This is a genomic window from Pricia antarctica, from assembly GCF_900101815.1.
GTDB classification, from domain to species: domain Bacteria; phylum Bacteroidota; class Bacteroidia; order Flavobacteriales; family Flavobacteriaceae; genus Pricia; species Pricia antarctica.
Genome location: NZ_FNAO01000003.1, coordinates 494,650 through 515,939, shown reverse-complemented (window position 1 = coordinate 515,939; position 21,290 = coordinate 494,650). Strand labels below are relative to the sequence as shown.

Here is a 21,290-nt window from a genome sequence, read left to right as displayed (position 1 = left end):
ATTGGTTATCAGAATGCGATGTTCGTAATAGTATTGGAGCCTGTTGTCAGTGTGCCCGAATACCTTTTCTAATGAACATCTTAGGTTCCACAAGGTAACGATTAATTTAGGACATTAATAATCAATTGCTAAGAATGGGTAGAAATACCCATATTGCCGCCTGATATTCCTTAGAATCTATCGCCATTCCAATTTTGACGAAAGTCCGGATAGTTGAAATTTCACGTTTTTTTTGATAAATTTTCGAACTACCAATACCAATTTGATTTGTCGTGAGTATTCATTTAAAGAGTAAGAAGTGCATACTTTGTATCAAATACCTAATTATTATAAAGTCATAAAAATGCCCCGTGACACTATTCTTTAGCATTTTGTTAGTCCTGATTGCAATACCCTTCCTTTTTAAGCAACACCCTCAATTCGGCAAAGTTCCAAAGGGAAAACGGTTGGAACGGATAAAACGATCACCAAATTTTAAGGATGGGAAATTCCAAAATATACGCTTTACCCCTATGTTGACCGAGGGTTATTCTATGGCGAACGTCACTTATAATTTTCTCTTTAAGAAAATTCCGAGGCGGAGACGAACGGATACCGTTCCCTCGATCAAGACCGATTTGCTACAACTTCCCACGGAGAGTAATGTATTAGTATGGTTCGGACATTCCTCAAAATTTGTGTTGGCAAATCACCCATGGGATGCCCCTTGGAACGAATTACTGCGCTAAACGAACAGAATTTTCACTGTGCAATTGTAACGCCATATGTTGGTGAGGTGGTCTATCTTGACGACGGGGATCAACTGTTCTCACAGTGGTGGAAAGAAATAAATTGAATTGTACACAGCCCGCCTTCTAAATCAACCGTTAAATATTCCGTAAATTACTTAAATGTGAGCGCTTTAACCCCCTTCATTTTTGGTGAACTGCTGTTAGTTTTCGAACTTTATATTGGTTTTTTGAAAATTTAAAAATTGAACTGAAATTAGAAAGTGAACTGAACAGCAAATTTAAATTTCATCAAAATGAAAACGTACGCTATAGTTTCGATGGCAGCACTTTTGGCTACCGGATGCAGTGCTCAGGATAAAAATAAACCTGAGATGGCACAAAATGACCATAAACCGCTGAAAGAAGTACCAAAAGGAACTTGGAAGGTCGATAAAGAGCTCGATGAAAACGGGAATATGATAAAGTATGACTCGATTTACTCGTGGTCGTCCGATAATAGCCTTCAGAATTTGACCAATGAGGAAATGGATAGTATTATGCAACATTTTGGTGCGGCTTTTGGTGAACGCTTCGGAGATTTGAAGGATCAAGATCTGGCTGGTTTCTTTAATCGGGATTCCCTTTTTACCAAAGAATTTTTTGGGAAGAATTTCATGGATGGCAACTTCGATCAACATTTTTCGAACCTCGATGACCTGCGTGAACAAATGGAAACGTTGCGACAACAATTTTTAAAAGGGAAGCCCTTGATAGAGGCCGTACCTGATGAAGGGCATGCGGATGACGAGTTATGAAATGTGTTCTTGTATCAATGACATCCGAAATACACTACGAATCAGTGCATTGGCTCGGCCGCACTGAATAGTATCATGAAAGAACACCATCGGGTTTCGTATGCCCGCACGATTTTATCCATAATTTTAGGGTCAATAAAATCAATTTTATTTTTGAAAACGATTAATTTGAACCTACCTTCCATGATACTAACACTATTTTTATGCCTAAAAAGCTAAATCAACTTGAGGCGACCGCTATTTGCGGAAACGACATTAGTTCATCTTGCCTATATGTATCGGCTCTCGCCATAGTTTACGCCGGGCAGTACGCTTGGATTTCCCTTTTGATGGTAGCAGGGGTGCTTTTTTTGTTCAGAAGGATTTATGGGGAAGTAGTAGGGGCACTGCCATTGAACGGAGGAGCCTATAACGCTTTATTGAACACCACGAAGAAATCAACGGCATCGATTGCGGCATCATTGACCGTTCTCTCCTACATGGCTACGGCGGTGATTTCTGCCAGTGAAGCGGTGAAGTACGCCCATAGCATTTGGCCCATCATACCGATAATACCGGTGACGATAGGTATTTTATTGTTGTTTATGGGCTTAGTTATCTTAGGTATCGGGGAATCGTCAAAAGTGGCGATTTTTATTTTTCTGTTCCACTTGCTATCGCTGACCATACTTTGCAGCTTTTGTATCTACTTCTTTTTTCACAACGGTTTTGAGGTGTTGCTGACCAATTTTGAACTACCTATCGAAGGTAGTATCGGTATGGCGCTGTTCTTCGGCTTTTCCGCGGCCATGTTGGGCATCAGTGGTTTCGAGAGTTCCGCCAACTATGTGGAAGAACAAAAAAAAGGCGTCTTTCCAAAGACCCTCCGCAATATGTGGATCGTGGTAAGCGTGTTCAACCCTTTGATTGCCTTTTTGGCACTCGCCATTATTCCTATGGATCTAGTAGGCAGTAATCAAGATGCACTACTTTCCTATTTGGGGGAAACCTCCGGGGGAAATTGGCTTTCTTTTTTGGTGAGCGTCGATGCCGCCCTAGTTTTAAGTGGGGCCGTGCTTACTTCTTTTGTTGGGGTAGGTGGGTTGATGGAGCGTATGGCACTGGACCGCATTTTGCCCAGATTTTTATTGAAAAAGAACAAGAGCAACAGTTCGTATCCGATCTATATCTTATTTTTTGTACTGTGTACCTCTATATTGTTCGTTACCGGGGGTGATCTCGCTAAATTGGCAGGGGTGTATACTATCGCTTTTTTAACGGTAATGGCACTGTTCGGTATTGGTAATCTTCTGCTGAAGATCAACCGCAAACGATTGCCCCGTCCCGAAAGGGCAAATTGGATTTCTGTTTTTGTTGCCATTGCGGCCGTCGTGGCCGCTATCGTTGGAAATGTAATTTTGAATCCGCCGTATTTGGCCATTTTCATCGAATACCTGATTCCTACCCTGTTCGTAGTTTTCTTTATGTTCTATCACAATTACATCCTGAGGGGTATTCTTTCCCTTATTGATTATATTTCCCCGGACAAAAGCCAAGTATGGGCCAAGATCAACAAAGCGACCAAAAGGGAACTGGCTAAAATAAGGGGCCAACAATTTGTATTTTTCACCAATCACGACAATGTAGAGACCCTGAACAAGGTTATGCAGTACGTAAAACGGAACGAGCCTACCCACAAAATCAAGATTGTTGCCGTTCTCGATGATGGCCATAGTGTGGCCACAAACCTGAAAAGTGATATCGAGGTGCTGGATAGGGCCTACCCCGATATCCGTATAGAGTTTGTCGAGGAACCTGGGGTCTTTGGCCCGGAAAAGATACAGGAACTTTCTAGGCGATGGAAAATCCCGACCAATTTCATGTTCATTGGTGCCCCTGGCGAGGACTTCCAGTATGCCATACAGGAACTGGGTGAGGTACGGCTTATCATTTGAAATGCCCTGTAACTGAACGATACATAATTTAAATACGAACCAATGAGTTTATTGACCGAAAATGTTATTCCCGGAAATTACGGCCGGATATTTACCACCAATGCCAATACCGATATCTTGATGAACAAGATAAAGATGGGGCTTGAACAAGTCGATGGCGTACAAATGGTGCTGCCGATCGAAGAAGTTTCCCCAAGGGAATTTATTGTCCGCACCTCAAAATTGGTCACCGTTCGTACTATCGAAGCGGCGGTACAGAAGTTAGGGCTAGATTTGCATGTAATCCCAAAAGGAATATTCCCGATGCTTGAAAAATAGAACGGATTGAGCGGCGCATGGCCGACGGTGTCAATTTACGTTAGAAATCCATACCTATATCCCGTTTCCGCTACTTGCGTTGCGGCTAGGCTATAATCCAACGCAATACATACTTTTTTCATCTGAATAGGTTTCAATTCATACCTCGCTATCATTCCATCAACTCGCCTACGACCTTAAAACCTTGTTCGCCGTCGACAAATACTTTATCGTACAACACTCCTAAATATTCATAATAGGCCTCATCGTCAATGGTTACCGTTTCCGTCAGTATGGGCAGTTCATAGATAATCGCACCTTCTGGGGCCACTTCGGTTTCGAATGCGTTGGCGTTGCTTTTTCTATAGAAAACACCATTACCGTAGTAGTCCGTATTGCCAACCTCCTGTAAATGGGGCACTTGTTCTTTCAGATTGCCTATTTGTAATCCCGTCGGCGGGGCCACCAACAAGTATCGGCCACCATTATAGATGTAAAAATCGCCATGATCAAGATAGTAGTTGGTATCTTCAAATTTCAAAGGTTCAAGATCTACTGCAAGCCCGCGGTGCTCGGCGAACCTTCCCCCGGTACCGAATAGTACCACTTTAAGGCTATCGTTGACCGTAGCCTTTCGTTGTAAGAACGGATGCATGTCTTGTGTGGCCTCCTGTTGTTCGTTTTGAACGATTTCAGTGCTTTTTTGTTGCGCATACAGGGCGCCGCCCGATAAGAATAATGTGCATACAATATAAATACCTAGTTTTTTCATAGCTGTTCATTTTTGGAATGCAACTTTTGCTTTAAAGTTGCAAGTTCTTTTTCGATGGCCTGCAGCTCTTTTTTGGCGGCTACCATTTCTTTCTCCTCGGCCGCGCTCAAGTGGTCGTAGACATCGAGGGACAATCTTTTGTGGCGATCGTGTAATCTGCCAAGTTGATCGCGTTCGCTAATACGGTGTACCATAACTTTGAATATTAAATTGTTGACTTTTATAAAAACAAGGTAAAGGTATGACAATGCCGTATTCGAAACTGCTACCTAAGTAGCACTTCATTAGTATTTCAACTTGTATCTTTGCCACTCGCTTACGCTGTAGATTAACGTGGCTATTTAATTTTAAATCATTTGAACGACTATGAAAACAATGAGCTATTTCAAAAGTATAGCATGGGCTTTGGCGCTTTGCTGTTTTGTTTCAGACCTGGCCCAAGCGCAGGATACCGATAAGGATAACCAATCTCTGTTCGGTGAATTTATGGGCCATAATGGCAATGTATACCGCACGGCCTCTGGCAAACCAGGCCCTGAATATTGGCAAAATGAATCCGATTACGAGATTCATGCCACGCTTGACGACGAAAAGAACAGTCTTACAGGAACCCTGACGCTTACCTATACCAATAATAGTCCCGAAGACCTTGATTTTATTTGGATGAATATGGAACAGAACCGGTTCATGAAAAATTCAAGGGGAAACCTGACCACACCTATCGGAGGTAACCGCTACAACGGCGATATCGACGGAGGCTACGAAATATCGAATCTCAAGGCAAGCGTCAAACGCGGTAGTTCTTCAAAACATATCGTTAGCGATACCCGTATGCAGGTGTTTTTTAACGAGCCCATTCCCGCCAAAGGGGGCAAGGGAACCATTTCGATGGACTTTACCTACAAAATCCCGGAAAAAGGGATGGATCGTATGGGTCGCGTAGACACCAAAAACGGTACCATCTACGCCATGGCCCAATGGTATCCGCGTGCGGCAGTTTTTGATGATATCGAAGGCTGGAACGTGGAGCCTTATTTGGGGGCCGGGGAATTCTACCTCGATTATGGCGATTACGACTATTATATTACCGCGCCTTTCGATTATATTGTCGTAGGGTCCGGGGCACTTCAAAATGCCAACGAAGTACTGTCCGCCACTATGCGCGAAAGAATGGAGATGGCCGCCAAAAGTGATTCTACCGTTTTTATCGTAAAGCCCGAAGAGGTGAACGACGCCACCCTTAGAGCCAAGCAAGAGGGTACCCTGACCTGGCATTTTAAGATGGAAAATTCACGGGATGTGGCCTTTGCCTCCTCCAAGGCATTTGTTTGGGATGCGGCCAAAATCGATCTGCCCAGTGGTAAAAAGGCCTTGGCCCAGTCCGTCTACCCTATAGAAAGTCAAGGTAAGGAAGCTTGGGGAAGATCTACCGAATACGTCAAGAATTCCATCGAGAACTATTCGAATATGTGGTTCGAGTATCCTTATCCCGTGGCGGTAAACGTGGCCGCGGAAATCAACGGAATGGAGTATCCGGGCGTGAGCTTTTGTAACTGGCAGAGCAAGGGCAAAGACCTATGGGGCGTTACCGACCACGAATTCGGGCACAACTGGTTTCCCATGGTCGTCGGTAGCAACGAACGCCGCTACCCTTGGATGGATGAGGGCTTCAACACCTTTCTCAACTACTACAGTAGCGAAACGTTCAACAAAGGGGAATTTTCGGGCGACCTCGACCAGACCCGAAGCAAGGTGAATTGGTATCTCGACCCGAATAGCCAGGGCATAGAGACGTATCCCGATGTGGTCGATATCCGAAATTTGGGCATGACCGCCTATGTAAAGCCCGCTACCGGACTCTTTTTACTGCGGGAATATATCTTAGGGAAAGAACGGTTCGATACGGCTTTCAAATCCTATATCAAGGAATGGGCGTACAAACATCCGCAACCCCGTGATTTTTTCAATAGGATGGACAATGTGGCGGGCGAAAACCTGGCCTGGTTCTGGAAAGGATGGTTCTACGGCACAGGAAAGATCGATCTAGCCATCGACAATGTAGTGCCCTATCAAGGCAACTATGTGATCATTCTATCCAACAAGGGCGACATGCCCATGTCCGTGACGTTGAAGGTCGGCTATGGGGATGGAACTTCGGAAACCCTAAAACTACCTGTTGAAATCTGGGAGCGCGGCAATACGTGGAACTATCTGCTGGATACCGATAAAACGGTCAAAAGCGTAGAACTGGATCCGGATAAAATGGTGCCCGACGTCAACTTTTCGAATGACATATGGCCTGTGGCAACGTATTCCAAATAGAGCGGCCTACTCGTCCGGTTTTTGGCACGATTTGCCAAATGGGAATTAAGGTACAAACTTCTCTTCTGCAATCGCCAGTAACAATTCGGCATTTTGAATGTCGATATGGCTACGACTTACGGTAATGGCACCGCATTTTTTCAGTTCCTGTATATGGCGGTTGACTACTGCTCTGGTTGTGCCGATAAGACTGGCAATTTCACTATGGGGAAGATTGTTGATCAGTTCGAGTTGCTGCGACTGCAGGTTAATATGGTTCAAAAGCAGGTGCGAAAGCCTGATCAGGGTGTTGTGTAATGTAATATCGGTCGTACCTTCTTCCAATTGCCGAATTCGAGTGCCTAAATACCGAAGAACGGCGTTGTTCATAGCGGGATAGTCATTAATCCATTGCCTAAAATCAGCTAGGGCAATGTTTAAAATTTCCAAATGATCTAGGGCTTCCCAATACACCTCATGGGATTTTGAATCCATCAAACTTAAGATGTCGAAGACATCTCCTTTCGAAAGAATGAAAATGGTGCGCTCCCTGCCGGTATGCGGATTGATCTGATATTCCTTCAGCCGGCCGGATACGATAAAATGTAGCGTTGACCCTATCTCCGAGCCATTTTTAAAAGTGCGGATCTTCCATTGGGTCCGGGTCATCGAAGCCAGCATATCGGAAAGGGCAGGAACACTGACATCCCTAAAAAGCAAAGCATCCTTGAGGGTCTCAAGGCACCTTAGAAAATGGGGATTATCAGTGTTCATGAGCGTTTTTTTTTAATTTTCTCAGAAGCAACTTGCGGAGCGATTTTTTAAAACCATACATTTCCAACACGACTAAAGGACCACTAAAGTTCCCTCGGCTGCATCGGTAGGGAAATATTGGATATCCCTTTTCTTATTTTAGGATTCCAAATGGAATCCGAAATTCATCCTTTTTCAACCGTGGTCATCCACTATTTCTTTTACGATAGTGAAAGTGGATTCATAACTCATTTTCAGAAGGGTATCAACGTCCATACTTGCCCAATATCCTTTGTTGAAAAGCTCGACCGAAAGGCCGCCACTAAAACCGGAAGCGTATAATTTGGGAAGGATTTCGTTGAACGGACAAATGCCTTCCCCCGGCAATACCCTATCGGCATCCGTCAGTTTTTCGCGGCTCGGGGTGGCCGGATAATCGTTCATATGTATGACCGGCAGGCGAGATCCGTTTAGGATGTCCAAAGTTTCCCAAGCATTGCCACCCCGGTATATGTGGTAAAAATCGAGGAGTATCGCCGCATTGGGATGCCCTGTATCGATAGCGATTTTGGCGCAATCGCCAAGGTTGTGTAAGGCACCCATGCCCCAAAGTTCCAACAAGGGGGTTACCGACGTATCGGCTGCCAGGTCAAGAATAGCCGCATAGCGTTCGGTATAGGCATCGAATTTCGTGCGGTCGAGGGTTTTGAGGCTTAGGATCGGAGCGGCAATGTACTTTCCGCCCAGTTCGGCGGTCAGCAGCATCTCTTCGCGAAGCTGTGCAACCGCTTTTTTCCGTTCTCCGAGATTATCGCTGCACCAAGGCGAAAATCCGATCATATCTTCCAAAATTAGGTTTCCCGCTTGTAGCTTTTTCTTTAATGCAATCGTGGTGCCCCCTTTTTCCAAATACGCCTTGACATCGCTCATCCAAAGCTCGATTCCGTCAAAACCGGCCGTGGCCACCTTGTCGATCTGCTGATCGACCGGTAGTTTATATGCGGATATCGTTGAGGTATTTAAACTGATTCGAAAGGGCAGTTTTAGGTTTGTATCCGTCTTGTGGCCGGTCGTGGGTTGTGAAATCGGGGCGAAAGCATAACCGAACATGGCCGCCATAGAAGCCTTTACGCTAGTGGTCAAGGCTTTTCTTCGGGTAATCTTGTTTGGCATAGGGCTATGGTTTTAAAGCATAAATATAAGAACTCATGGTGACTTTTTATTTGAATAACCGGTATTCCTCCAAATTTCGAAATTGAAATCTTGTCAAAGTAGTGTAATCCTGTTTATGGAAGACATCTCAAAATAAAAGCGTTGGTTTTATTTTAAAGCAAAAGTATGCTGTACGGGATGAATATGTTAATTTACTACAAACCCTACCTATTTTTCCCGCCTAATGCGAAGAAAAAATCTTTTATCCTAAATTAATTTTTATATTCGCAAATGTTAACATTGCCTTAACAACACATTCTCAACCAATAAATCAACTAAAATTTTGATATGCAAAAGACCAAGTTTCTATTTCTTCCGATAGTGTTTGTGCTACTATCGATACAAGCCGCGTTCGGGCAGGTAAGTGGTACGGTTACCGATCCCGAAGGCATACCCTTGCCAGGCGCAAGTGTTGTCGTAAAGGGTACAACCAATGGTACCACTACCGATTTCGACGGAAACTATTCCATTGACGTGGCCTCCGACGGAATTTTGGTTTTCGGCTACATCGGTTATAGTTCCGAAGAAGTTGCCGTAAACAGTCAATCTACTGTAAACGTTTCGTTGGAGGAAGATGCCGCCCTATTGGACGAGGTAATCTTGGTCGGCTACGGTACCCAGAAGAAGGGTGAAGTGACAGCGGCCATAGCTTCCGTAAATGCCGAACAACTAAGTATAGTCCAGACCTCAAATACTATCGATGCCGTTAAGGGGCAGATTTCAGGGGTAGATATTCAATCCAGCGGTGGTAGACCGGGCCAAACGTCCACCGTGCGGATTAGGGGAAGACGTTCGATTACCGCATCCAACGACCCGTTATATGTGGTCGATGGTATTCCATTGATCGATGGTTCCGAAACCATGTCCGATATCAACCCACAGGATATCGCTTCCATAGAAATATTAAAGGATGCCGCTGCCACGGCGGTGTATGGTTCTCGGGGCGCCAATGGGGTGCTGTTGGTCTCTACCAACCGGGGCAAAGTGGGAAAGACCAAAGTTCGATACAGTAGCCAAGTTGGTCTGACTTCGGCAACGCGACTGGTAGACATGATGAATGGCGAACAGTTTGCCGACCTGAAAAGAGAGTCCAGACGATCTTCTTGGGACGGCACTATCCCACCGGATAGTCAAGTACTATTAGATCCGGTCGAATCGGAGTCCCTAGCCCAGAACCGTTCTACCGACTGGCTTGATCTGGTCGTCGGTAACGGGTATCAGACCAATCATCAATTAGGTGTCAGTGGAGGATCCGAGAAAACGACTTTCAACACATCGTTGGGCTACTTTAAAGAGCAGGGCATTATCAGCAACCAAGATTATGAACGGTTTTCGGGTAGGATTAATATCGATCATCGTATCAATGATATTTTTAAGATCGGGGCTTCCTTTTTGATTACCAATTCGGTGCAGAATTGGGGTTCCAGTGCTACTATCGGTGAAGCTTTGGCCAATAATCCGTTGGGCGTGCCCTATGACGATGAGGGTGAACTTTTGTTTTTGCCTACCAATGATGGTATTCGTACGAATCCTTTGAACGAATTGGTGCCAGATGCTTATATCGATGAAAGAAAGTTCACCCATATTTTTGCGCCCATCTTTTTGGATATTAATATCATGGATGGATTGCAATGGAAAACCACCGTCGGGCCGGATATTCGATTGGGCAGACGGGGACAGTTCAGGGGCAGTTTGACCAATGATAACCGAGGTGGCCCGGGCGATGCCTCAATCAACCATTTAGATATTTCTGGATACACACTGGAGAACTTATTGACTTTTGATAAGGCCATTACCGAAAACCAAAATCTAAAGGTTACTTTACTTCAGAGTACCCAACATTCTAGAACGGAAGGTTCTTCCGCTTCGGTAACGGGTATACCCTATGAGTCACAGAAATTTTACAACTTGGGCTCGGCCGATAATAGCATTGCCGATTCTTTCTTGTCGGAATGGACCTTAAACTCTTTTATGGGGCGATTGAACTATGACATAAATGGGAAGTATTTGTTTCAAGCCTCCTTAAGGGCCGATGGCTCCTCGAGATTGGCAGAAGGGAATAAATGGGATTACTTTCCCGGGGTTTCCGCGGGTTGGCGGATGTCGGAGGAGTCGTTCTTGACAGACACGTCTATTTCTCAGCTAATGCTTCGGGCATCCTATGGGGAGGTGGGTAACACCTCCGTAGAACCCTACCAGACCGCAGGTAGGCTACAGGGCTTGCCCTATGCCTATGGTGAAAGTACGGCACTTGGTTTCGCCCTTTCGGAAATACCCAATCCTGCGTTAGGCTGGGAGGTGTCCAAAACATTGGACATTGGTATTGATTTCGGGGTGCTGAACGGTCGGATCAGTGGTACGGTAGATTGGTTCCGGACCAACACAGTCGACATCCTGTTGAACCGAAGCCTTCCATTTACCTCGGGCTATGACAACATATTACAGAATATCGGCGCCACAAGAACCCAAGGATTGGAATTTGCGGTTAGTGCCGGCATTTTGGATAACCCGGAGGGATTCTCTTGGAAGATGGATTTCAACATAGCCGGTTATAGGGAAGAGATCGTGGAATTGGCGTTAACCGACGAAAATGGAACTCCGACCGATGATATAGGTAATCAATGGTTTATTGGGGAGCCTATCAATGTGTTTTTTGACTATGAGAAAATAGGAATATACCAAGCCGATGAAGTCGCATTGGCATTATCGCAAGAGCAAAAAGTGCCCGGGGAGATACGCTTGAACGATTTGGATGGAGATGGACAGATAACCCCAGATGACCGTAAGATTTTGGGTACCGACACCCCGGATTATTATGGTGGCTTTAACAATAGATTTTCCTATAAAGGTCTGGAATTGGGGGTTTTCTTCTATTTCCGTCAGGGGCAGTTTTTGCAATCTGACTTCAACGCTGGCAATAATACGCTGGCGGGTCGATATAACAATTTGGACGTGGATTATTGGACCATAAACAATCCGAGTAATGCGAACCCAAGACCGAACGTTAATCAAGAATTTCCTAGAAGCGGATCGTCGTTATCTTATTTTGATGCCAGTTTCATAAAATTGAGAAACATTTCTTTGGGATATAACCTGCCCAATTCGATAACCGAAAAATTAGGCATGCAACAATTAAAAATTTCGATTTCGGGACAAAATCTTTGGTTTATCACCGATTATGAAACTTTTGACCCCGAAGTTTCTGAAGATGAAGGTACTCTGGATAGCGGCGTGGTGCCCAGTAGTAAAATGTATTCCTTATCATTAAGCGCTACATTTTAACAAAAATAGATTTAAAAAACAGTCATATTATGAATAGAAAGATATATTTAATTTGGTTTTTGGCTCTAGGGCTTTGGATCAATTCGTGTAGTGATGCCCTTGAGGAAGAATTGGTCACCGATGTTTCGGCCGCTTCGTACTACACGACGGAAAAAGGCCTACAAGATGCGGTTAACGCGACCTACGCCCTTTTAAAACCTTTTTATGGCCAAGAAGCGGGCTTCGCGATGACCACCTTCGGAACCGATATCTGGACCAACGGTGCCGACGGGGGTCATAAATCCTTTAATTTTTATGATACCGACCTTAATCCGGCGGAAGACTACGTAGAGCTTGCTTGGCAGACCTGGTATAGAGGAATCAACCAAGCGAATGGTGTCATCAATCGTTCTACCGACGTGGAAATGGATGAGGCTGAGAAAACCGTACGTGTTGCAGAAGTCCGATTTTTAAGGGCACTGTACTATTTTCAGATTGTTACTACCTATGGTGACGCACATCTTAGTCTTGAGGAGACTGTCGATGTTGAGATAGCGGCGAATAAAACCCCACAAGCTGAGATTTACGGTCAGGCCATCGTACCGGATCTGGAGTTTGCCATTGCCAATTTGCCCGATTCCCAATCTGATTATGGTCGGGCGACCAAACCGGCAGCGGAATTTTTGTTGGGCAAGGCACTTTTGACCCGAAGTTATACCGATTTCTCCGAAGGCAACGACGCCGCTAGGGCAGAAACCCTGTTCGGGAATGTGATCAACAATTATGATTTCGCCTTGTTAGACAATTTTGCCAGTCTTTTTGATATTACCAATCAGATGAATAGCGAAATGATTTTTGTCATTTCTAATTCCAAAGAGCAGGTAGACAGCGGTATTGATGAGTATGGCCATCGCGGCCACCTTTATTTCTTGCAGGAATACGATGTCCGTCGTGGAATGACACGGGATATTGCCAATGGCAGGCCATGGAAAAGGCACCGACCGACCGAATTCATGTTGTCTTTATGGAATAGGGATAACGACGTTAGGTACGATGCTTCCTTTAAACATGTTTGGTATTCCAATGCAGGTGCGGATGCCACCGAGGCTAACCCCGATACCGGGGAGCCAGCGAGGGCCGCACTGGCCATTGGTGATACGGCTATCTTCATTCCCGGTCCCATGCGTAACGATTTATGGCCGCAATCCCGACAGGACACCAAACCCTACATCGTGGTTACGGACGATGAATATTCGGAAAGGTTGTTTCCATCACTGAACAAATGGATCGATCCGACAAGACCGGACCGCCAAAAAGAACAGGGGCAACGCGATTTTATTCTGATGCGATTGGCTGATGCCTATCTATTGCGCGCGGAGGCAAGGCTACAACAGGGCGATGCGGCGGGTGCCGCCGATGATATCAATGTGGTACGGACCAGGGCCGCCGTGGCTGGCCAGGAAGTGGCCATTCAAATAACCGCGGCAGACGTAGACCTTGACTTCCTTTTGGATGAAAGGGCCCGGGAACTGGCGGGCGAGGGCTGGCGTTGGTGGGATTTAGTGCGTACCGGTAAACTGGTCGAGCGGACGAGATTGTACAATCCCGCTGCCGCCAACATACAGGATTATCATACGCTAAGACCTATTCCCCAAGAACAGATCGATAGAACTCAGGGTGGCTATCCGCAAAACCCCGGATATCCGCAATAATATATCATAGTTTTCTTATGCTAAAGCCAGTACTTCTGTATTGGCTTTTTAGCATTTTCGAAATTTCTGGCGGTGAATAGTCAGAAAAAATATAATAGCTTTTAAAAAATCCTATTAAATCCGTACCTTGAGATGGTATATAAAAGAACCTGATACAATACATCAAATCAATCCCTAACATGAAAATGAAAATGCCAAAAACAAAAACTCCCTATTTCTTTTTCCTATTCACCACTTTAATGATTCTATCAGCCTGCAACCAAGGCCCCGAAGACGATACCCCTTGGGTCAATCTCTTTGACGGTAAGTCCCTTAACGGCTTTTCCCAAAAAGGCGGCAAAGCTAATTACGAGGTCCGTGATGGCATGGTTGTGGGAAGTACGGTACACGATACGCCCAATTCTTTTATGGCCACCGATAAAATGTACGGCGACTTTATTTTGGAACTGGATTATAAGGTAGATTCTACTATGAATTCCGGAATACAAATCCGTAGTAACAGCTTTCCCTATTATCAAAATGGGAGAGTGCATGGCTATCAGGTTGAAATCGATCCTTCCGACAGGGCCTGGAGTGCCGGCATCTACGACGAGGGCAGAAGAGGCTGGCTCAATCCTTTGCCCGATAATCCCGATGCGCAAAAAGCTTTCAAACAGAACGACTGGAACCACTATCGTATCGAGGCCATTGGCGATACCATTCAGACCTGGATCAACGGCGTGCCGGCAGCGAACCTTATCGACGACAAAACCGCCGAAGGGTTTATCGCATTGCAAGTACACGCCATTCCTAAGGAAAACAAGGCAGGTACCGAAATAATGTGGAAAAACATTAAAATCCTGACCGACAGCCTATCCAAATACAACCAACCCTCGCCGATACCACCGATTACCACGAAGAATACATTGACCCAATCTGAAAAGGATAACGGCTGGAAGCTGCTTTGGGACGGAAAAACCACTGACGGCTGGCGCGGCGCAAAGCTCGACGAATTCCCCGAAGAAGGTTGGAAAATCGAGGATGGTGTTTTGAGCGTACTTTCCTCAGGCGGGCAAGAATCCGCTGCGGGAGGTGATATCGTCACCAAAGATCTGTATGGGAATTTTGAGCTGATGGCCGACTTTAAGCTTACCGAAGGCGCCAATAGCGGCATCAAATATTTTGTAGATACCGACATGAACAAGGGCGAAGGCTCCTCTATTGGCCTTGAATATCAAGTGCTGGACGATGAGCGGCACCCCGATGCCAAACTGGGCAAGAATGGTAACCGCACCGTTTCTTCGTTGTACGACCTCATTCCCGCCGATCCGGACAAACCGATCAACCCGATCGGGGAATGGAATACCGCCCGAATCGTCTCCGACGGCATGCATGTTGAACATTGGCTGAACGGCGTAAAAGTGCTGGAATACGAACGTAAGAGTCCCGAATACAAAAAACTCGTCTCCGAGAGCAAGTACGCCAAATGGCCGAATTTTGGCGAATCGGATGAAGGGCACATTCTTTTACAAGACCATGGTAATCTGGTTTCTTTTAGGAATATAAAAATTCGAACCCTACCCGAAGGAGAAAAATAAGTTTAGGCGAAAAGCTTACATGGCTTTCAGCAAGAAAAGGGTTGCTTAAGTAAATCCAATCTTTCAAAAAGCCGAAAAAATAGAAATGATTATGTCAGAAAACAGAAGAAATTTTATTAAAAAAGCATCCGCAGGAGCGGCCGGTATCGCTTTTGGTGGTAGTATCAACGCCATGTCAATACCGAGTTATCGGCGTATATGGGGTGCAAACGAACATATCAATTGTGCGGTAATCGGCATCCATAGCCGGGCGAAGGCTCATTTTAAGGCCATCAAGCAAGACCCAAACGCCAAAGTAATTTACAGTTGCGATGTCGATGACAAAATTCTGGAAGAACACAATGCCTGGTGTCAAGAGAATATGGGCTATATCCCCAAAGTGGAAAAGGATTTCAGGAAGATTTTGGAGGATAAAGATATCGACGCCATCTTTATCGCTACCCCCGAGCACTGGCACGCACCCATGGCCATCATGGCCTTACAGGCGGGAAAGCACGTGTATGTCGAAAAACCCTGTAGCCATAATCCACATGAAAACGGATTGCTCGTCGAGGCCCAAAATAAGTATGCTAAGAAAGTTCAGATGGGCAACCAGCAACGTTCCGCAAAAACTTCTATTTTAGCGGTCAAAGAAATCGGCGAGGGTATTATAGGTGACGTTTACAAAGGTGAGGCATACTACTCGAACAACAGGGGCTCCATCGGAACGGGAAAGGTAATCGAAGTTCCGCCGACCTTGGATTGGGAAATGTGGCAAGGTCCTGCGGTACGGGAAGAGTATCGCGACAATGTTCATCCCTACAATTGGCACTGGTTTCGGAACTGGGGTACCGGCGAGGTGCACAACAACGGTACACACGAAATTGATATCTGCAGATGGGCATTAGGGGTTGGCCTGCCCGATAGCGTGACCTCGTTCGGCGGAAAATATACCTATGACGACGATTGGGAATTTGTCGATAACCAACAGCTTACGTTCAAATATCCCGACGATAAATTCATCACCTGGACGGGTCATAGCCGAGGGGTCATTATGCCCGACCAGCCCGGAAGGGGTTCCACCATCTACGGCAGCAAAGGCATCATTACCTTAGGCCGAGACGGATATCGATTATACGATCTGGGCGGTAAACTGATCAAAGAGGAAAAAGAGGGCGGTGGCCAAAGCGCCGGTACGAATACCCGTGGCGAGGGTCAGCTCGACGTGAACCATGTGGGTAATTTTTTTGCGGCCATCCGTGAAGATAAATCCTTGAATTCCGATATTAACGAGGCCAGCGTGACCACGATGCTCTGCCATTTGGGCAACATGGCCCAAGATGCGGGAGAGACCCTAAAGATAGATCCGGCCACAGGTAAAGTGACGAATAATGAAAAGGTGATGAAGGACTGGTGGAAAAGAGAGTATGCCGAGGGTTGGGAGCCTTCGGTGTAAGAATCACGAAATTACCCTCTAAGTAGGTTCAAAAAGTGTGAAATTGATTTTCATCATAGAACAGAAAAAGACCCTTTCTACAAGGGTCTTTTCCTAGGGTAAAGTCAAAAAATATTTTCACGATTCGAAAAGCACGAACCATTGATTTTATAGAATTACATCTTAAGAATCTTACAAAATACCAATCAAGTCCAAAAGAAAGGCGACGGGTATCGCAATTAAAATGAGTACCAGACAGAAAATCATTATTCTTAAAAACGTATTTAGCAATTTAACACCAGGGCTTAGTTCTCGTTCCATAATCGTTAGTATTGTTTCAACTAAGATACGCAAAAATTAAAAGCTCTTTATTGCAGGTGCTAGTTTTTTCGACTAACTGTCTAGTTTTTAGTATGTTTTGCCGTTGTACGGGAAATTATTTCGATACGTTGCTCGCTTTTGTGGGTTATAATTTATCGAGTGAATGATACACACCCCCAGTTTTAGCGGCCTCAAACCTATTTGTTCTGAAATTGCTTACTCAATTCTTCAAGAGATACCCCTTTGGTCTCTGGCATAAGGAAGCGGACGAATAGCAATTGCAAGACCATCATAAAGGCAAAGAATGCGAACACCGGTCCCGGACCGATTGCAGTAAATAAGAAGGGCACCGAAGATGGAATAATGGCCGCCAATACCCAATGTGTAGAGCTGCCGAAGGCTTGTCCCGATCCCCTGAGATGATTGGGGAATACCTCCGAAATAAAAACCCAGATGACCGCGCCTTGTCCAATAGCGTGCGACGCGATGAAAAGAAAGAGAAAAATGGGTACGGCCATACCTTCCCACTCCAGAATAAACGCCGCCGCGACCAACGATAAAGAGATTATGTAGCCGAATGACCCAATATACATGAGCTGTCTTCTGCCCAACTTGTCAATAAGAAAAATACCGGCGAAGGTAAAGACGATGTTGGTTATTCCGATACCGATGCTGCTTAGCAGTGCAGTACTTTCACCGAGTCCGGCCGCCTCAAAAATTCGGGGAGCATAATATAAAAAGGCGTTGATACCCGAAAACTGATTGAAAAAAGCGATAAAAAATGCCAACATCAGCGGAAATCGGTACTTTTTCATAAATATATTTTCCGAGGCGCTATGTTCGTTGATGCCCTCGTTCATATCGGCTTTTAGCTTTTCTACGGTCAGTTGAGGATTTATAGAGGCAAGTACTGTCCGGGCTTCCTCCGTGCGGTCTTTGGTCAATAGCCATCGCGGACTTTTAGGTACCGTAACCACGAATAAGGTATATATAATGGCGGGAAAGGCCTCTACACCGACCATCCAACGCCAATCGTTTTCGCCAACGTTGCTAAGTAACGCATTGGAAACAAAGGCCATCAAAATTCCGAAAACGAGCATAAATTGATAGAAACCCACCAAACGGCCCCGGTCTTTTGCGGGTGCGATTTCCGAAATGTAGGCCGGTGCGGCGACGGTTGAGGCTCCAACCCCGAGACCGCCGATAAAGCGTGCCGCGGCAAAGGTGATAGGGTCATTGGCGAAGGCCGAGCCGATGGCGGATACCGAATAAAGCACCCCGATCCAGATCAGGGTGTTCCTTCTACCTATCTTATTAGTCGGAATTCCCCCGAAAATTGCGCCGACCACAGTACCCCAAAGTGCCATGCCGATAACGACCGATCCGTGAAAGGCATCCGATGAATCCCATAAAAGTTGGAGTTTTTTCTCTGCCCCTGAGATAACTACGGTGTCGAAACCGAATAAAAATCCCGCTAAGGCGGCAATTAAGGAAATTCTTAAGATTTTGGAATTCATAGGTTGGCTTGTCGGTTATCGCAATGTTTGGTTATAGCAATGTACGAATATAAGTCATAATCTGGTTGCTTGCCCCCTTGTTTTTAGCGATGTACGTGGCATTTATAGCCCCGGTTTTCTTACGGAACTCGGGATTATCGAGCATTTTTTTCATCAGCTCGCCGAACGTCCATTGGTCTGCAATCGGAAGGATACCCTTTTGTGCCACAAGATCTTCAGCCTCCTTAAAGCCTTCGTAATCGGGACCGATAATAACCGGAATTCCGAATACGGCCGGTTCTAGAGTATTGTGCAGTCCCGTTGCGAAACCACCCCCCACGTAGGCGATATCGGCATAACTGTAAATTTTTGTCAACAGTCCGATGGTATCTACGATAAGCACTTCGCAATTGCCGATGGTAGTTGAATCGATATTCGAGAAAAGCACTTTCTTTTTGGTAATCGCTCCGGCAAGTCCTAATATTTTATCCTTTTTTATGGTATGCGGCGCTAAAATATACTTGAGGTTTCTTGGTGCATGATTTATGTAATCGATTAAAATGGACTCGTCTTCAGGCCAGGTGCTTCCGGCGACAAAACAGAGCCTATCCTTTTTAAAAGCCTCCATAAAATCGAGTTGATTGTTGCTGTCTAAAATTTCCGAAACACGATCGAGACGGGTATCCCCGGTAACGGTAGTATTTTTTATTTGGAGGGATGTCAATAGTTTTTGGGATGCGGCATCCTGCACAAAATAATGATCGAACTTGCGGAGGGCCTTCCTCATAAATCCACCATAGGCCTTAAAATAGATTTGCTCTTTTTTGAAAATTGCGGAGATCAGGATAGCGGGAATCTTCCTTTTTTCAAGTTCCCTTAAGTAATTGGGCCAGATTTCATATTTGACGAAAATGACCAACTCCGGGTGTACCGTATCCAAAAAACGGGATGCATTTCTCTTTGTATCCATAGGAAGATAGACCACCACGTCGGCGACCGATGTATCCCTTTTGACCTCGTATCCCGAGGGGGAAAAAAAAGTAATCAGAATCTTATGGGATGGATATTCGGCGCGTAACCTTTCGATGATAGGAAGTCCCTGTTCAAATTCCCCCAACGAGGCCACATGCATCCATACTACTTTATCCGCTTTGGAAATGCCCGTGCTAAGCCGTCCGAAAGTTTCCATTCGTCCAGATACGAAAAGTCCGATCTTGGACTTAAAAGGCGCCAAGACTTTTAGGAAGAACCATGAAATTTTAACGATCAGGTTGTAGATAGCGTACACTGCCGATTGGTTTGGGGGGCTAAATTACGCTTCTTTCCCTGACTTCTTGATCTTGGTTTCGTATTTTTGTTGCGGTAGTCGGATTACTCGGATGCTAAGGCTATTTGTGCCTGCCGGATGGATCGACGAATAAGCGATAATCAATACTTATTTCTACATGAAGAAAATCCAGATGGTCGACTTGGGCGGCCAATATGAAGGTATAAAAGAGCAGGTGAATTTAGCCATTGCAGAGGTAATGGAAACTTCCGCCTTTATCAACGGGCCGGAGGTACAGACCTTTCAAAAGGATTTGGAGGCCTATCTCGGCGTCAAGCACGTAATACCCTGCGCCAACGGTACCGATGCCCTTCAAATTGCCATGATGGGGCTGGGGCTGCAGCCCGGTGATGAGGTCATTACCGCCGATTTTACTTTCGCGGCAACGGTAGAGGTCATTGCCCTCTTGCAGCTGACTCCCGTTCTGGTCGATGTCGAACCCGATACCTTTAATATTGATATTAAGGCCGTCGAAAAGGCGATTTCGCCCAAGACGAAAGCCATCGTTCCCGTTCATCTGTTCGGACAATGTGCCAACATGGAGGCTCTTATGGCCTTAGCGAAAAAGCACAACCTATATATTATCGAGGATAATGCTCAGGCCATCGGCGCCGATTATACCTTTGAGGACGGCAGCAAGCAAAAGGCGGGAACAATCGGCCATGTCGGGGCGACGTCGTTTTTTCCTTCCAAAAACTTGGGCGCCTACGGCGATGGTGGCGCAATTTTCACCAACGATGATGATTTGGCCCACACGTTGCGCGGAATTGTGAACCACGGCATGTACGAGCGTTACCATCACGATGTAGTCGGGGTCAATTCTCGATTGGATTCCATTCAGGCGGCAGTCTTACGCGCCAAATTGCCAAAACTGGACGGCTACTGCGACGCGAGAAGGGCGGCTGCCCGAAAATATTCCGCGGCGTTCAAGGGTCAGGAAAACATTATTGTGCCAAAAACGGTCAATTATTGCGATGGCCGTTGCGACCGAAATATTTGCGATACCTGCGATTGCCATGTCTTTCACCAATATACTTTACGCATTACGAACGGAAAGCGTGATGCCCTCGTAAAGCATTTGGGTGAACAGGATATTCCTTCCGGTGTATACTATCCCATTCCCTTGCATAAGCAAAAAGCGTACGCGGATGAAAGATACAACGAAGCCGATTTTCCGGTAACGAACCAACTGGTGAAAGATGTCATTTCCCTGCCCATGCACACGGAGCTTGACCATGAGCAAATCAGGTTTATCACAAAGGCGGTTATTGATTTTGTGAATGGCTGAAACTAACCAGTCGACATTAAGCATCTAGCATCCAATAATCGACCCGTTGTTTTCGCTATAATTTTTCAACCCCAAACAATACACTCTAAAAAAACACATA

16 protein-coding genes are annotated in these 21,290 nt (G+C 45.5%); 10 read left to right on the top strand and 6 right to left on the bottom strand.

Annotation, left to right across the window (positions count from 1 at the left end; genetic code table 11):
* Positions 1–446: 446 nt before the first annotated feature.
* From BLT07_RS07470 to BLT07_RS07455, 4 genes are all read left to right on the top strand, one after another.
* Entirely contained in the window at positions 447–728 is a 282-nt protein-coding gene (locus tag BLT07_RS07470; protein ID WP_139205115.1) for a hypothetical protein, read from the top strand.
* 296 nt (positions 729–1,024) lie between these two features.
* Positions 1,025–1,525, top strand: a complete 501-nt coding sequence (locus BLT07_RS07465; protein ID WP_091867296.1) for a hypothetical protein — start codon at positions 1,025–1,027, stop codon at positions 1,523–1,525.
* A 203-nt stretch (positions 1,526–1,728) separates the two neighbouring features.
* Positions 1,729–3,459: an APC family permease gene (locus BLT07_RS07460; protein ID WP_091867293.1), complete on the top strand. Its 1,731-nt coding sequence runs from the start codon at positions 1,729–1,731 to the stop codon at positions 3,457–3,459.
* 42 nt (positions 3,460–3,501) lie between these two features.
* Positions 3,502–3,777, top strand: a complete 276-nt coding sequence (locus BLT07_RS07455; RefSeq protein ID WP_091867291.1) for a hypothetical protein — start codon at positions 3,502–3,504, stop codon at positions 3,775–3,777.
* A gap of 151 nt (positions 3,778–3,928) precedes the next feature.
* Here the strand turns inward: BLT07_RS07455 and BLT07_RS07450 are convergent, their stop codons facing one another.
* Positions 3,929–4,528, bottom strand: a complete 600-nt coding sequence (locus BLT07_RS07450; protein ID WP_091867289.1) for a DUF6515 family protein — start codon at positions 4,526–4,528, stop codon at positions 3,929–3,931.
* Complete coding sequence (locus BLT07_RS07445) at positions 4,525–4,722, bottom strand: hypothetical protein (RefSeq protein WP_091867287.1); 198 nt, start codon at positions 4,720–4,722, stop codon at positions 4,525–4,527. The genes BLT07_RS07450 and BLT07_RS07445 overlap by 4 nt, the downstream gene beginning before the upstream one ends.
* Before the next feature lie 181 nt (positions 4,723–4,903).
* Here BLT07_RS07445 and BLT07_RS07440 point away from each other — a divergent pair, with 181 nt between their 5' ends.
* Complete coding sequence (locus BLT07_RS07440) at positions 4,904–6,850, top strand: M1 family metallopeptidase (RefSeq protein ID WP_091867386.1); 1,947 nt, start codon at positions 4,904–4,906, stop codon at positions 6,848–6,850.
* 45 nt (positions 6,851–6,895) lie between these two features.
* On the opposite strand, the gene BLT07_RS07435 is transcribed toward BLT07_RS07440, so the two are convergent.
* Complete coding sequence (locus BLT07_RS07435) at positions 6,896–7,603, bottom strand: Crp/Fnr family transcriptional regulator (RefSeq protein WP_091867285.1); 708 nt, start codon at positions 7,601–7,603, stop codon at positions 6,896–6,898.
* A gap of 174 nt (positions 7,604–7,777) precedes the next feature.
* Entirely contained in the window at positions 7,778–8,755 is a 978-nt protein-coding gene (locus BLT07_RS07430; protein WP_091867283.1) for a sugar phosphate isomerase/epimerase family protein, read from the bottom strand.
* Between the two features lie 327 nt (positions 8,756–9,082).
* On the opposite strand from BLT07_RS07430, the gene BLT07_RS07425 reads away from it, so the two are divergent.
* The 4 genes from BLT07_RS07425 (at position 9,083) to BLT07_RS07410 (ending at position 16,779) form a co-directional block, all read left to right on the top strand.
* Complete coding sequence (locus BLT07_RS07425) at positions 9,083–12,076, top strand: SusC/RagA family TonB-linked outer membrane protein (RefSeq protein WP_091867282.1); 2,994 nt, start codon at positions 9,083–9,085, stop codon at positions 12,074–12,076.
* Between the two features lie 29 nt (positions 12,077–12,105).
* Positions 12,106–13,767 carry a RagB/SusD family nutrient uptake outer membrane protein gene (locus BLT07_RS07420; protein ID WP_091867280.1) on the top strand — a complete coding sequence of 554 codons (1,662 nt, stop codon included), beginning with the start codon at positions 12,106–12,108 and terminating at the stop codon, positions 13,765–13,767.
* Positions 13,768–13,958: 191 nt separating this feature from the next.
* Positions 13,959–15,344, top strand: coding sequence for a 3-keto-disaccharide hydrolase (locus BLT07_RS07415; RefSeq protein ID WP_394331307.1), 1,386 nt, complete (start codon positions 13,959–13,961; stop codon positions 15,342–15,344).
* 91 nt (positions 15,345–15,435) lie between these two features.
* Positions 15,436–16,779 carry a Gfo/Idh/MocA family protein gene (locus BLT07_RS07410; protein ID WP_091867382.1) on the top strand — a complete coding sequence of 448 codons (1,344 nt, stop codon included), beginning with the start codon at positions 15,436–15,438 and terminating at the stop codon, positions 16,777–16,779.
* A gap of 497 nt (positions 16,780–17,276) precedes the next feature.
* Here the strand turns inward: BLT07_RS07410 and BLT07_RS07405 are convergent, their stop codons facing one another.
* A complete protein-coding gene (locus BLT07_RS07405; RefSeq protein WP_091867278.1) occupies positions 17,277–18,596 on the bottom strand; it encodes a sugar porter family MFS transporter in 1,320 nt (439 codons plus the stop codon).
* A gap of 31 nt (positions 18,597–18,627) precedes the next feature.
* Positions 18,628–19,863 carry a 3-deoxy-D-manno-octulosonic acid transferase gene (locus tag BLT07_RS07400; RefSeq protein WP_091867277.1) on the bottom strand — a complete coding sequence of 412 codons (1,236 nt, stop codon included), beginning with the start codon at positions 19,861–19,863 and terminating at the stop codon, positions 18,628–18,630.
* A 157-nt stretch (positions 19,864–20,020) separates the two neighbouring features.
* Here BLT07_RS07400 and BLT07_RS07395 point away from each other — a divergent pair, with 157 nt between their 5' ends.
* Entirely contained in the window at positions 20,021–21,190 is a 1,170-nt protein-coding gene (locus BLT07_RS07395) for a DegT/DnrJ/EryC1/StrS family aminotransferase (protein ID WP_091867275.1), read from the top strand.
* Positions 21,191–21,290: the final 100 nt, after the last annotated feature.

Excerpts from the sequence above, each read along its gene's own strand:
- BLT07_RS07420 (WP_091867280.1), top strand. The coding sequence starts at position 12,106 with ATGAATAGAAAGATATATTTAATTTGGTTTTTGGCTCTAGGGCTTTGG.
- BLT07_RS07450 (WP_091867289.1), bottom strand. The coding sequence starts at position 4,528 with ATGAAAAAACTAGGTATTTATATTGTATGCACATTATTCTTATCGGGC.
- BLT07_RS07415 (WP_394331307.1), top strand. The coding sequence starts at position 13,959 with ATGCCAAAAACAAAAACTCCCTATTTCTTTTTCCTATTCACCACTTTA.
- BLT07_RS07435 (WP_091867285.1), bottom strand. The coding sequence starts at position 7,603 with ATGAACACTGATAATCCCCATTTTCTAAGGTGCCTTGAGACCCTCAAG.
- BLT07_RS07405 (WP_091867278.1), bottom strand. The coding sequence starts at position 18,596 with ATGAATTCCAAAATCTTAAGAATTTCCTTAATTGCCGCCTTAGCGGGA.
- BLT07_RS07455 (WP_091867291.1), top strand. The coding sequence starts at position 3,502 with ATGAGTTTATTGACCGAAAATGTTATTCCCGGAAATTACGGCCGGATA.
- BLT07_RS07440 (WP_091867386.1), top strand. The coding sequence starts at position 4,904 with ATGAGCTATTTCAAAAGTATAGCATGGGCTTTGGCGCTTTGCTGTTTT.
- BLT07_RS07425 (WP_091867282.1), top strand. The coding sequence starts at position 9,083 with ATGCAAAAGACCAAGTTTCTATTTCTTCCGATAGTGTTTGTGCTACTA.
- BLT07_RS07460 (WP_091867293.1), top strand. The coding sequence starts at position 1,729 with ATGCCTAAAAAGCTAAATCAACTTGAGGCGACCGCTATTTGCGGAAAC.
- BLT07_RS07430 (WP_091867283.1), bottom strand. The coding sequence starts at position 8,755 with ATGCCAAACAAGATTACCCGAAGAAAAGCCTTGACCACTAGCGTAAAG.
- BLT07_RS07395 (WP_091867275.1), top strand. The coding sequence starts at position 20,021 with ATGAAGAAAATCCAGATGGTCGACTTGGGCGGCCAATATGAAGGTATA.
- BLT07_RS07445 (WP_091867287.1), bottom strand. The coding sequence starts at position 4,722 with ATGGTACACCGTATTAGCGAACGCGATCAACTTGGCAGATTACACGAT.
- BLT07_RS07410 (WP_091867382.1), top strand. The coding sequence starts at position 15,436 with ATGTCAGAAAACAGAAGAAATTTTATTAAAAAAGCATCCGCAGGAGCG.
- BLT07_RS07465 (WP_091867296.1), top strand. The coding sequence starts at position 1,025 with ATGAAAACGTACGCTATAGTTTCGATGGCAGCACTTTTGGCTACCGGA.